This is a genomic window from Neisseria sp. 27098_8_158, assembly GCF_041433145.1.
In the GTDB taxonomy this organism is placed as follows: Bacteria; Pseudomonadota; Gammaproteobacteria; order Burkholderiales; family Neisseriaceae; genus Neisseria; species Neisseria subflava_E.
Window position 1 is genome coordinate 17911 of the sequence record NZ_JAPWAZ010000001.1, and the last position, 12744, is coordinate 30654.

At 47.2% G+C, this 12744-nt stretch carries 13 protein-coding genes; 2 read left to right on the forward strand and 11 right to left on the reverse strand.

Annotation, left to right across the window (positions count from 1 at the left end):
* Positions 1-201 precede the first annotated feature (201 nt).
* Together dnaK and O3681_RS00080 are read left to right on the forward strand one after the other, a co-directional pair.
* Positions 202-2130 (forward strand): molecular chaperone DnaK, encoded by a 1929-nt coding sequence (gene dnaK / locus O3681_RS00075; protein ID WP_049348822.1) that lies wholly within the window; start codon positions 202-204, stop codon positions 2128-2130.
* A 267-nt stretch (positions 2131-2397) separates the two neighbouring features.
* On the forward strand, positions 2398-2616 hold the full coding sequence (locus tag O3681_RS00080) for a hypothetical protein (RefSeq protein ID WP_254346928.1): 219 nt from the start codon (positions 2398-2400) through the stop codon (positions 2614-2616).
* A 73-nt stretch (positions 2617-2689) separates the two neighbouring features.
* Here the strand turns inward: O3681_RS00080 and O3681_RS00085 are convergent, their stop codons facing one another.
* The 11 genes from O3681_RS00085 to O3681_RS00135 form a co-directional block, all read right to left on the reverse strand.
* The gene (locus O3681_RS00085; protein ID WP_371459001.1) at positions 2690-4030 is read right to left on the reverse strand and encodes a DUF2868 domain-containing protein; all 1341 of its coding nucleotides are present in this window, start codon (positions 4028-4030) and stop codon (positions 2690-2692) included.
* Between the two features lie 819 nt (positions 4031-4849).
* Positions 4850-6595 (reverse strand): DUF927 domain-containing protein, encoded by a 1746-nt coding sequence (locus O3681_RS00090; protein WP_371459002.1) that lies wholly within the window; start codon positions 6593-6595, stop codon positions 4850-4852.
* Positions 6592-7692, reverse strand: a complete 1101-nt coding sequence (locus tag O3681_RS00095) for a primase-helicase zinc-binding domain-containing protein (protein ID WP_371459003.1) — start codon at positions 7690-7692, stop codon at positions 6592-6594. The genes O3681_RS00090 and O3681_RS00095 overlap by 4 nt, the downstream gene beginning before the upstream one ends.
* The gene (locus O3681_RS00100; protein ID WP_070866127.1) at positions 7689-7904 is read right to left on the reverse strand and encodes a PTS sugar transporter subunit IID; all 216 of its coding nucleotides are present in this window, start codon (positions 7902-7904) and stop codon (positions 7689-7691) included. The genes O3681_RS00095 and O3681_RS00100 overlap by 4 nt, the downstream gene beginning before the upstream one ends.
* Before the next feature lie 134 nt (positions 7905-8038).
* Positions 8039-8290 (reverse strand): hypothetical protein, encoded by a 252-nt coding sequence (locus O3681_RS00105; protein WP_003744175.1) that lies wholly within the window; start codon positions 8288-8290, stop codon positions 8039-8041.
* 288 nt (positions 8291-8578) lie between these two features.
* Positions 8579-9121, reverse strand: a complete 543-nt coding sequence (locus O3681_RS00110; protein ID WP_003744172.1) for a terminase small subunit — start codon at positions 9119-9121, stop codon at positions 8579-8581.
* A 68-nt stretch (positions 9122-9189) separates the two neighbouring features.
* Complete coding sequence (locus O3681_RS00115; protein WP_371459004.1) at positions 9190-9888, reverse strand: hypothetical protein; 699 nt, start codon at positions 9886-9888, stop codon at positions 9190-9192.
* 16 nt (positions 9889-9904) lie between these two features.
* Positions 9905-10144, reverse strand: coding sequence for a helix-turn-helix domain-containing protein (locus tag O3681_RS00120; RefSeq protein WP_371459005.1), 240 nt, complete (start codon positions 10142-10144; stop codon positions 9905-9907).
* 64 nt (positions 10145-10208) lie between these two features.
* On the reverse strand, positions 10209-10424 hold the full coding sequence (locus tag O3681_RS00125; protein WP_039856255.1) for an AlpA family transcriptional regulator: 216 nt from the start codon (positions 10422-10424) through the stop codon (positions 10209-10211).
* A gap of 99 nt (positions 10425-10523) precedes the next feature.
* The gene (locus O3681_RS00130) at positions 10524-11291 is read right to left on the reverse strand and encodes a hypothetical protein (protein WP_003744163.1); all 768 of its coding nucleotides are present in this window, start codon (positions 11289-11291) and stop codon (positions 10524-10526) included.
* A gap of 206 nt (positions 11292-11497) precedes the next feature.
* The gene (locus O3681_RS00135; RefSeq protein ID WP_107722981.1) at positions 11498-12739 is read right to left on the reverse strand and encodes an integrase arm-type DNA-binding domain-containing protein; all 1242 of its coding nucleotides are present in this window, start codon (positions 12737-12739) and stop codon (positions 11498-11500) included.
* Positions 12740-12744 lie beyond the last annotated feature (5 nt).

The window sequence follows — 12744 nt, forward strand, 5'->3', positions numbered from 1 at the left end:
AGAATCGGAAAATTAAAGCCGGCCATCTGAAAAAAGAATAAACGGCTTGTGGATAAATAAATCAAGCACTTGAATTTAATTTAAAAAAAAATTCAAATTAAGCCTTGAAAAAAAAATGAAGCAACCTTATTTACAAGCCATCGGAACGAAATGTTCCACAGGATTATTAATTAAGAAAAGTTTATTTAGGAGCAACATAATATGGCAAAAGTAATCGGTATTGACTTAGGTACAACCAACTCTTGTTTGGCCATTTCTGAAAACGGTCAAACCAAAGTAATCGAAAACGCAGAAGGCGCACGCACCACTCCTTCCGTTATCGCTTATTTGGACGGCGGCGAAATCCTCGTCGGCGCGCCAGCAAAACGCCAAGCGGTAACCAACGCTAAAAACACTATTTACGCCGCCAAACGTTTGATCGGCCACAAATTTGAAGACAAAGAAGTACAACGCGACATCGAATCCATGCCTTTTGAAATCATCAAAGCCAACAACGGCGACGCATGGGTAAAAGCACAAGGCAAAGAGCTGTCTCCTCCTCAAATTTCCGCAGAAGTTTTGCGTAAAATGAAAGAAGCAGCCGAGGCTTACTTGGGTGAAAAAGTAACCGAAGCCGTGATTACCGTTCCTGCCTACTTCAACGACAGCCAACGTCAAGCAACTAAAGACGCAGGCCGTATCGCAGGTTTGGAAGTAAAACGCATCATCAACGAACCGACCGCAGCCGCTTTGGCATTCGGTATGGACAAAGGCGACAGCAAAGACCGTAAAATTGCCGTGTATGACTTGGGTGGCGGTACTTTCGATATTTCCATCATCGAAATCGCCAACATCGACGGCGACAAACAATTCGAAGTATTGGCAACCAACGGCGACACCTTCTTGGGCGGCGAAGACTTCGACCAACGCTTGATCGACTACATCATTGACGAGTTCAAAAAAGAACAAGGCATTGATTTGAAACAAGACGTCATGGCTCTGCAACGCCTGAAAGAAGCTGCCGAGAAAGCCAAAATCGAATTGTCCAGCGGTCAGCAAACCGAAATCAACCTGCCGTACATTACTATGGACGCAACCGGTCCGAAACACTTGGCCATGAAAATTACCCGTGCCAAATTCGAAAGCCTGGTTGAAGATTTGATCCAACGTTCTATCGAGCCTTGCAAAATCGCATTGAAAGATGCCGGCTTGAGCACCAGCGACATCGACGACGTGATTTTGGTCGGCGGTCAGTCCCGTATGCCGAAAGTACAAGAAGCCGTTCGAGACTTCTTCGGCAAAGAGCCTCGCAAAGACGTGAACCCTGACGAAGCCGTTGCCGTAGGTGCAGCAATTCAAGGCGAAGTATTGAGCGGCGGCCGCAGCGACGTATTGCTGCTGGACGTAACCCCTCTGTCCTTGGGTATCGAAACCATGGGCGGCGTGATGACCAAGCTGATTCAAAAGAACACTACTATTCCGACTAAAGCGTCTCAAGTGTTCTCTACTGCCGAAGACAACCAAAGCGCAGTAACCATTCATGTACTGCAAGGCGAACGCGAACGTGCTTCTGCCAACAAGTCTTTGGGTCAGTTCAACTTGACCGACATCGCACCTGCACCACGCGGTATGCCACAAATTGAAGTTACTTTCGACATCGACGCCAACGGTATCTTGCACGTTTCTGCCAAAGACAAAGGCACCGGCAAAGCCGCCAACATCACCATCCAAGGTTCTTCCGGTTTGAGCGAAGAAGAAATCGAACGCATGGTGAAAGACGCCGAAGCCAACGCTGAAGAAGATAAAAAACTGACTGAATTGGTCGCTTCACGCAACCAAGCCGAAGCCCTGATTCACTCCGTGAAAAAATCTTTGGCCGACTACGGCGACAAACTCGACGCTGCCGAGAAAGAAAAAATCGAAGCTGCGTTGAAAGAAGCTGAAGAAGCAGTTAAAGGCGACGACAAAGCCGCCATCGACGCCAAAGCCGAAGCTTTGGGTACAGCCAGCCAAAAACTGGGCGAAATGGTTTACGCTCAAGCGCAAGCCGAAGCACAAGCAGGTGAGGGTGCACAAGCCGAGTCTTCTGCTAAGAAAGACGACGACGTTGTAGATGCCGACTTTGAAGAAGTAAAAGACGACAAAAAATAATTGATGCCGTCTGAAAAAAGCGCGAATCGTAAGGTTCGCGCTTTTTGTCGTTTAGGAAATGTGTAAAGATGCTTTGTCAAAATTGACGGTAAACTTTCAAAGCCTTGCTACATTATCGTGTTGCCATACTTCTATTGCCGAATTTTGAACAGATTTCGCCGAATGCTGACAGCAGCTGGCAGTCAAAGCCATTAATATTTGTCCATCGCTTGAGTGCGAATAAATGTTTATTTTTACCTCAAATCAACCTCTTGAAGGAAGATAAATATGAAAAAACTGATTCAAATGACCTCTTTGATGGTTGCCGCTGCCGGTTTGGTCTTGGCACCAGTCGCTTCTGCACACGGCAAACACGAAATGCATCCGAAACAAGAGCGTATGCACAAAAAAGCCAAACCGCAAAAAATGAAAAAACCTGCACCTAAAGCCAAACACCACGCAGCCAAGCCTAAACATCATCAAGAGCATCGCCACGAACATCATTAAGATGAATCCTCAACAATATATAAGGCCGTCTGAAACCCAAACATCAGTTTTCAGACGGCCTTCGGTTTATCTGTCAAATAGCGCTTTGCCGTTTTTCTTGTGCCAAACGGGTCGGCTCCAGCCAGGCAATGTTTCTTTCTGCCAGCGCATCGCGCCAATAATCCAGTTTGGTATCCAAATCTTCAGAGAAACTGTCTTGATTCAAAAGCTGAATGATAACACCGCCATCCGTGGCTTCGGCCAAGTGGCTGATTTGACGCAAAATGCCGCGGTCGGGAACAGTTTGCGTGCGTACGCCGATGAGAAGTTGCGCCGGAGTTTGTTTCAATTCGGCTTCCAATTGTTCCAAATCTTTTCTGCCGGCGACTACGCCTTTGTCTATCCATTCTTGCGCTAAAACGCCAGAAAACCAAAGCGGCTCAGGCCATTCCGTTTCCAGTGTAACTGCCCATTTGGGCGCATTGTTCAGCGTAATTTTAGACGAAACGGGAACGATGTTTTCCTGAAAATCATCGGCATCGACAATCTTCGTTTGCCATGCGCGGAGGATGTTTTGATAGTAGGGCTGATTCAAATCCAAACGTTCGCGAAGGGTTTTTAAAGTAATCTTGCAAGCCAGCCAAGCAATCAAGCGCGGCAGAATGCCATAGCAGACAATGCTGCCGATGAGTAAACCCGCCCAAGCGCGCGCATCTTCGATATGATTGTTCAGACGGCCTGCAATTACGGCCTGACTGTCAGGAACAGGAAAGCCCAAACGTTCCGGCAGCCATGACAAAGCCTCAACCGTTTTCACCAATGCCGTATTGCTTAAAAGCGTACTTTCCCAGTTGAACGTATATTGACGCACCAAAAGCAGCAGCAAAACAGAAACCAACATCCCCGACAGCGTACAAAGCCACAGACTATGTGAGGTTGCGCCAATCAGCCAACGCGTTTGCGGTTTGCGCCATTCATCCACATAAAGCCGCAAAATTGCCTGATTGACCGGGTCTTTACCTCGGAACCAAGTTGTCGGACTGCTGATAAAGTGCACATTTTTCAAACGCAGGAATAAAGTCGCCAGCCACACCAGCAGCATGACTGTATTCATGCCCAAAATCCCGGCCAATACCAGAAAAAAGTTCAGCCCCTGATTGTCCATTAAAAGATAAGTGCTGGAAAAACCGACTGTAAACAACAATGTCGCCGCAACAATCCAAAGCCAAAACGAGCCTGTCTCCACCTGTTGCAACACATATTTCAAATGCTTGTCTCGGTCAATAATTTGGGCACGGCGTATCAGTTTTTCCTCGTTGCCGCCATCAATATGTCGCAACGCTTCCGTCGCCTGCACAGGATCTCCTGGAAAAATATAGGCACGTTCTTCAAGGATACGAACCAATTCGACAAGTTTTTGCGATGGATTCAACATAAATGATAGGCCGTCTGAAAGATAAAATGGAAACGTCTGTTATACCCCCAAATAAACCCCTTTTTGTGCAAAGGTCAAAAAATTAAAAGCAGTTTTGATTTTGAATAGGGTATATAGTGGAATAGATGTAAAAAAAGCAGCCCGAAAGCTGCTTATTTTGAGTGTGACGGAGGGACACAAACTAAAGGCATAATTCATTGTTTTATATTATAAAAATAATAAAGCAATCTAAATATACCCACAAATATTCCCACATTTTGCAAAGGTCAAAAAAATAATTTAGCAGTTTAGGCCGGTCATTATAACTTTTTTTGGGGCGTGTTGTTATTTGAGTGATTAGGCCGGCGGCTTCTCTCTCAAATTTAAACCGCTATATATATATACAAAATGCACTGGTTACTCTGGTTACCTGGTTACCAGCCCCTAAAAACCTTTATAAATCAACGATAATGCGGTAACCAGTTATGCCCTTGTCATTGGTTACCAGTGCCGGTTAAGTGGTTACCCGCCGCCTTTTGCTTTCTTTTCATGGACTTGCAAAAATCTAGGGACTGCGTTATTACGCGCGCGCGCGTATTGGTGTCGAAATTATTTATTCCACTGCCTGCTTTTTGGGTAGATATGGCGTAAATAGGCTAAAATTGCGCTGTAAGCGTGTTTCATTGATTGGGTATAGTTAGGTATAGGGAAAGGGTCAAACAGTCCTAATTTTTGAAATTTAGGGGCTTCCTGTTGATTTTATGCTTTCTTGGTTGGTCTGTCTGAATGTTTGGACGTAAAAAAGCCCGCCATTGTCGGTAATAGCGGGCTTGCTCTTGGTTATTCGTCAAAGTCGGGCGGGGCTTCTCCCATCAAAACATAGAATCGGCTTGCACTGCCGTTACGTTTGCGCTGGTGTTGCCATCTGCCGTTGTCGGCTTTTTTTAACCATTCGTGATTATGTAGGACTTCACACGCTTTGCGCGGACTATATCCCTTACATACTTCATTTTCAAAGGTTACGGGGACTATCCAATACTCATTTATGCTCCCCTCCTGTTTCCGATAACCTGCGTGATTTTGGTTTGTTGTTTGGGCGTTCCAGTCTGAAAAGCGCATTGACAGTGCGTTAACGTCCATAAAGGCGATCACTTGTTCAATGATTCGGCGGTCTTCGCGGTTTCCTGTGCCGTTTTCTTCAAGCCATTCGTTGAAACACTGCCTTACTCCTGCCTCTCCTGCTCCTTGTCTTATGCCGGTAATAGGGGCGGCATATTCCAAGACGGCGGCCAAAAGGGCGAAGCGGCGGGCGATTCTTCGCGCCTGTCCCTCCATTGGTGGCAAGGTCTCAAGGAATTGGGCGCGGCTGGCTTCTACGGCTTGGGCGGCGGCTTCTTTTCCGTCTTTAAGGATTTGGCGGATAAGGGCGCGGCCTGCTGTTCCTCGCTGCTTGGCTGTGGCTTGGTTGATATGCTCCGACAGTTTCGCGCCATCTGCAAAGCCGTGCAACGTGTCGTAAATGCCATATCTTGCCTCTGCCTGTATGTCAGGTAACCTAACATGATTACCCGCTTTCCATTGGGCGCGGTCTCCTATTAGGCTCTCTGGGTTTATTTCGCCGGTCGAAAGTATCAGATTGCGCCATGTTTTCTGCCGGCGGTTGCCGCCATCTTTTGCGCCTTGTGTTTTTGACACGCCGTTGATAACGCTATAAACCATTTGCGGGATTTTTCGCGGGTCGGCTGATTGCCCGATTTCATCTAACACCAGCAAGCCATCATTGCGGGCTAAAGCTAAATTCTGCAAGCCAAGCGGGGTAGTATCCCAATTTCCTTTAGTGGTTTCAGGGTCGCCCCATACGCTCAAGGCAAGCCGCGCGGCGGTTGTTTTGCCTTTTGAGGAATCGCCCGCCAAATGGAAACCGCCTCCTTCTTCGTTCAAAAGTGCCAAGAATGGCGCGGCCATGCTTAAACCTAAAGCAAGGCATAGGCGGCTATTGTTCTCTGCGTATCGCGCTGCCTGCTCCTGCCATTCCTTGAGGCTGCCTTTTTCTGTGTAACCGTCTTTTTGGCTGGTGTCTCCGTTGTATAGAATGTTTGTGCCGTCTGCATTAACGGCTTCCCCGCCTGCCAGTATGTAGGCGTCCCCGTTCCAACCGGCGCGGTCGGTAATGGTAAAGGCTATCGGGCTTCCCTCTTTCTGCAAATAGTCTGCCAGTCTTTCCCTTTTTGCCCGTCCGCTCATGATGACTAGGCCGAAATTCTGCAAACGCTGCCAGCCTTGAACTGTGCCGATTTCTGCTTGTGGTAGGGCGGCGGTCTTTTGTTGGCGTGTGATTTTGTCTTTAAACTTGATAATCCGATAATACGCGCCGTCATTGTCTTGCCCCGTGCCTATGATGTCGATAGGGTCGGAAAGGAATTGCGGCTCTGATTCGATAATATCGCCGTCTTTATCGGTTCTAACGTTTACCCACCATACGCCCTGATTATCGATTTCAAAGTGAGGGCGCGGGCGGAATAGCTCGATATTCTCAAGGTTGTAGTCGTTAGGGCTTTCCTGCTTCGCTGTTTCGGTATTTTTCATGCTGTCTGTCCTCCGGAATGATTGTCTGATTGCTTTTTCTCGTTCAGTTCGTCCAGTGCGTCATAGCCCGGCGTTTTGCTTTGCCATATACTCGCCTTGATTCCCTGCTTAATGGCTCGCATTGCCAAGTCATAAGCGGCTCTGTAACCAACGGGGCGGGGCGTGTCGTTATCGGCAATAATCACAATCTCTTTTATACCGTTCAAAAAGTGAAAATTTGCCAAGCTGTTTGCGCTCAAGGCCGCGCATAAGCCCCAATCGTAAGCCTTGTACAATTCACGGGCGGCAAGGGCGGTTTCTATGCCCTCTGCAATGACAAGACGGCCATTTTCAGGAATCGGGAACAGGTGGACGGCTTGCCCCGATATGCTGCCTTGCTTACGGTTTCGCATTTTCTTAGCGGGCAGTGCTTCGCTCGTTTCGGGGTGTTTGATTGCCAGCTTTCGATAATGCGGGGCGTGTAGCCCGTCTTCTCCGTATGGCTTGTCATAGGTCGTCTGAAAATAGGTCATGTGCAAGCCTTGAAGCTCGCCGCCTGTATCGCGGATGGCGCAAACCATACAGGCGAAGCGACCGATGAAAAGCGGCTTGTCCTCCCCCGTCGTCCAATAATCCGCCTCTCTCAAAAAACGGATGTTTTCAGGTAATTGCGCCATGTCCAAACCGCGTGATTTCAAATACTGCACGGCGGGGGAGTCGGCGGTTATCGGCTCTGCCCCGTTCCACAATGCGGCAAGTTTGCCGATATGGTCTTTTTCGGGGCGTGGCTGCGTCTGCGGGCGTGTGGACGGTATCGGTAGGGGGTTTGCCCCGCCCATGTTCAACACGCCCGCTACGGCGCGCAATGCTTCGTCAAAATCGCAATTCAGATAGTGCATGACCAAGCCGAAACCGTCGCCCGCGCCATTGTTGTAATGGCTGCAAATGAATGTACCGTTGCCGTCCTTGTCGTCGTATCTGAAACGGTCTTTACCCCCACACGCGGGGCATGGCTGGTGTTTGTTTTTCAGGCATCGCGGGTCTATGCCGATGGCGGCGTGAATTTCCTGCCAGCGGTATTGCGCGGCGGCTTTGATGTCTTGATAGGTCGGTTTCATTGTTCTGCCTCCCCTGTTACAGGTTCTAAAACTACCCCCGCCATCGGGTCGGTCTCCCATATGGTCGGCGTTGTCTGTATTGCCTGCTCTGTTTCTGCATGGGCGGGCTGGTTACAGGCTCGGATTGCCAAAGCCGTCAACAACACCCCAAACACCAGTAAAGCGCGGTTGAAATAGCGGCGGAAACGGTCGTTTTTATCAGTCGGTTTCATGTTTCATGTCCTCCATGCCCCAGCGCACCAAAAATATCAAACATCGAAAAATCAAATACTTATGGAACACTAGGGCGAAGTTTGCCCTATGCCGTCCAAAACGGGCGGCATAAAGGCGGGTGTTTTTCAGGGATTTAGCGGATTTGTTCGGCTGTCGTTACGCTGAAAGCAGCCCATGCCTTAAGGTCGTCTGAAAGCGAAGCAATAAACGACCGACAGGCGGCAACGGCGGCGGCGTGTGATGGATAGATACCCAAACGGCGGGCGGTACATGAATGAACGTCAATATCGGCTAAATACGCGGTCGGTTCGTGAACGACGGCGCAAAAGCCTTGTTCTGATGCGGATTGAACGTCTTGGATTTGGATAGAATTTGAAGATTGCATTTGAAATGCTCCTAACTGTTTGAGATTTGAGAAGCCCGAATAAGGGGGGGGGCGGTGCTCTCTCCTGCAGTTAGTCAGGCGTGGACGTTACCGTTACCACACACCGCCATAAATCGTGATAGGTCGTCTGAAATGTTAACGTTTAATAACATTGCAAACGCCTGTAAAAGAATTTTGGCGATAAAAAATCAGCGTTTACCCTGCTGATTTGGGCTAACTGTATTTGAGAGAGAACCAAGATTCTGATTCTCAAGGCTCGATTTGTCAAATGATTTTTGCATCAGGCGGCTAAAATTTTTTACCCACGATAATCATGGTTATTACATACCCGATGCGCTCCGTATCTTCTCCAGCGGTTCCGACGATGTCTTCAAGCGTAATTTCACTGTACGGCTTATTGAAAAAAGCGTTCATGACTTGCTGCATTTCTTCCTGACTTAGCGGGCATTTGCGCTCTTCCTGTATTACTTGGCTGATTTCCGCTTCTGCCTTGATTTCCGCCTTATCCACCAGCAAGCCCAGCATTTTTGCCTTACCCATCGTTGCCGATACCGCCGCGCTGCTTTGCGGGGTAGGGGCTGCCAGTGCTGCCGCCCGTGCCTGCTCCAGTTCGTGCAACAGGTCGTCCACCGTTACCGCGTGTCGTTGCCGCGCTTCTTCCTTTAAGCCGTCCACCATCGCGGAAATATCGTGGTCTTGAAGCAGCTTATAGGCTTCATTCGTTACCGTTTCAGGCTTCATGTTGTCGGCGTTGTAGGCTTGCCGATATGCTTCGCTCGCATTGCCCGTTTCCACATACAGACGGGCAAACTGTTCTTGTTTAGGGGTCATGTCCTTAATCCTTTCAGAACGCCGCCCAATAGCGATTTTTCTGCCTTTGGGCGGCTGTTTGAGTGTTGCTATTTCAAATTGTCCAAAGCCGCTTCTTTTTCTTTCTCCATATCCTCCAAGATGTCGAAAATAGCGTTTTCTTCTCCGCCTGTGCCGTCCATCATGTTGAAGAAGCCGGGTAAACGTAAATCAATGATTCGATTTGGCAAGGATTGTCCATAGGACGGGCAATCAACCCGCAAACCGTTTTCTTGTAGCTTCGTTTTCATCTCAACGGCGGCTTTACCGATTCCCACCAATTTCGCGGCGGCATTGGCATAGGCGCGCGCGGCTTCCAAATATTCGGGCAAGTGGGTTTCTTCTATATCGGCGATAAACATCTCATAACGGGAAACGGACAATAAATTGCGAAGCTCTGAAATGCGGTTCAGATGTTGGCGGCGTTCATCAAAAAGGCTTTCCAACAGTTCTTTTTGCGCTTCCAGCATATCGGCGGCGCGGTCTGCTTCTTCACGTTTAGCGGCAATCTCTGAATCAAGCCCTTTGGCTTCTTCGCTGTTTGTGGGTTTGCCCATTTTCAACAAATTTGCAAATATGCCTTTGCGCCTGTTTCGTAGCCCTGCAAATTCATTGATTACCGCCTGCGCTTCTGTAACACCAGCTTCCGCCGCTTCAATTTGGGCGGTCAGTTCGCTGCATTTGTCCTCTTCTTCTTTCAGTAACTTTTGACGGGTCGCAAAAGTTGTCTTTGTATATTCGATATTCATAGTTAAAGCTCCTGATTTAATTGATTAATACGAACCGACCGCGTTTCACGGTTTCCCCGAATTGGTTTGTTACTTCTTCCATCACGGTAACGATGTCATGCCCCGCCCTGCGAAGCTCCATAATGCGCGTGTTGTAGCCCAATATCCCCATTTGGGTAAGCTCCCATGATGTAACGCTGCCCTGTTTCAATCGAGATAAAACGCGCTCTTTTTGACTTGGCGTTTTTGCCTTGCCGTTGGTAGAATAGCCGCTCATGCTTAATAATCCTTTCCGCCGTCTGAATGTTCGTTCAGGCGGCATTTGTTTTGCGCCTGATAAATCAATTTGCCTGCTCTTCGCGTTTGGCTGCCAGTTTGCCGATATAGTCGTCAATCTCGCTCGCAAGCCAACCTGTCGCATTGGCGGAAATTTTGAACGGACGGGGAAAATCAGGGCGGTAATGACGGCTCTTAGGGTTTGCCCAATTCCAAATAGTCGCCCGTGAAACACCTAATGCGCGGGCGGTATCGTCTACTCTCAATACTGTGTTATTCATATGCTTTTGCCTTTCTTTCGGTCTGATTAGATAACAGGCAAAAATATAGCCGCCCATGTGGGCGGCTGTTAAGTAAGCAGCTTGTTGACTTCCCTAAAATCAGTTTGTTGATTTCATATTTTCCTGAAACTGTTTTATCCAGTGTTTAACTGCTTTTTCCGATGGAACATCAGGGGCTGATATTTCATCGTTATTAATTTTTTCAAAAATAAGGCGGATTAATTTAGCTTTCCCACCCCATTGATTCAGCATTTCCTTTTCTTCCTCCAATAACTGATTTACGGCTGCTATCGTTCCTGCTTTTTCATAATGGCTTTGCTTGGCTTTGCCTGCTTTTCGGGCATTTTCTGTTATTGCCTCTATGCTGATTTGGTCTTTTCTCAACTCCAAAGACATAAACTCTATGGATGTTGTAATTAAGTTTGCTATTGTCCTAAATTGATTAAAGTTTTCTTGCGATGGCTTGTCTTTGAAGTTTGAAACATACTCATAAATAGCCTTAGCCGTGATGAAATACTGCATTTCTAGGCGCATCTCCAGACTTTGCCCAAAGTGCAACTCTTCTATCACGGGATAAAAATACTCTGAATAATCGATAGGGTCTCCGTACTTTTCCTGATACTTCTCTAACGCGTCATTAACCTGCTCCTCAACTAAAGAAACCTTGTAAGTTTCCTTATGGCTCCATAGCGTTATGCCATGCTCAAGTATTTCAAATCTTTGAAATGCTCTAGTTAGCACCCTTTCGGCTTGCCAGCTAAAAACTCCTAATGCGTCATGAAATTCAGGGTTTTTACGGATATTGAATATAGCCGCATATTTTGGACTATATGCTGCAACGTTTCTTGGATATGCGATAGAAACCATGTAATACCTCTAAAACTAAAAAATATTCTGTAATATAAAACTTGTATAAAATGGTAACCAGTGGTAACCAGTTGGTAACCAGTAAATTTACGTTAACTGGTTACCGCTTTTTCTTTGTATTTATATTTATATTCATATAGTTATATTTGTAAAGTTTTGTGGTAACCAGAGTAACCAGTATATTTACTCACGCGCATAGGGAATTTTTAACCCGTCTTGTCTTTTTGAATCATCTGTAATGCCTGGTTGTATCGCTCCCGTAAATAGTCGCTATACCATTGCATAAACTCGATACGCTGGGGCATATAATCGGCTTGGTAGGCGTATGAATCCTTTATCTTGTTTTCTTCAACGTGGGCAAGCTGTGTTTCAATCGCGCCGCCGTTGAAGTTGTTTTCATAAAGCAAACTACTTGCTACTGCTCTGAAGCCGTGTGGCGTGGCCTTGCCTTTATAGCCTAGTTTCTCGTTAATGATTTTTCCTAGTGTGTTCTCACTGATATGGCGGTTTACGTTGGTTCTACTTGGAAACATAAACCGGCTATGCCCTGTCAGCGTGTGTAACTCTTGAAGTAGCTCTATTGCCCAATCAGAAAGAGGCACACATAAAGCGGGCTTTGGCTTCATCTTTTCGTGCTTCATTCTTTCGGCGGGAATAATCCAACGCTTGTTTTTAAAGTCCACTTCTTCCCACTGGCCGCCGCGTAATTCGTTATTTCTCACAAACACCAGCATGATCAGCATGATGGCAATTTTGTTTTGCCGCTCTATATTGTTTGCCAGTATCAGGCGGCGGTAAAACTCCGGCAATTCTTCACGGGGCAGGGCGGGTTTGTGTTTGGTGGGTAAGTTGGGAATGTGATTTTTCAACAGGCGGGCGGGGTTGTTTTCTGATATTTCCAGCATGGCGGAATAGTCAAAAACTGCTCCTATCCAGCCCCTGATTTTGTCGGCGGTATCAGTAACGCCCCTTGCCATAATGTCATCAAGCAAGTTTTTGATATGGGTTACCTTGATTTCATTAACGGGGATTTCTCCAATGACTGGGAAAACGTCATTTTTCAAATAACGCATGATCCGCTCGGCGTGATGTTCTTTCCAGCGGGGCAAATTGTCCTCGTACCATTGCTTGGCTAAATGCTCAAAAGTATTTAGCAAGGCGGCTTGTCGGGCTGCTTTGGCTTCTTGCTTGGCTTTGTTGGGGTCTTGCCCTTGTGCAATCATGCGGCGGGCGTTTTCGGCGGCTTGTCGGGCTTCTACCAGTGAAACGGTAGGATATTTCCCGATAGTTAAATCTTTCTCTTTGCCATCTATACGGTATCTCATGCGGAATATTTTTCCGCCCGCTGGTGTAACTTCAAGATACAGGCTATTTCCGTCAAATAACTTGATTTTCTTTCCAGTGTCAGCCGGTTTGGCGGCTTTGATTTGGCGGTCGTTTAGTGGCATTTGTG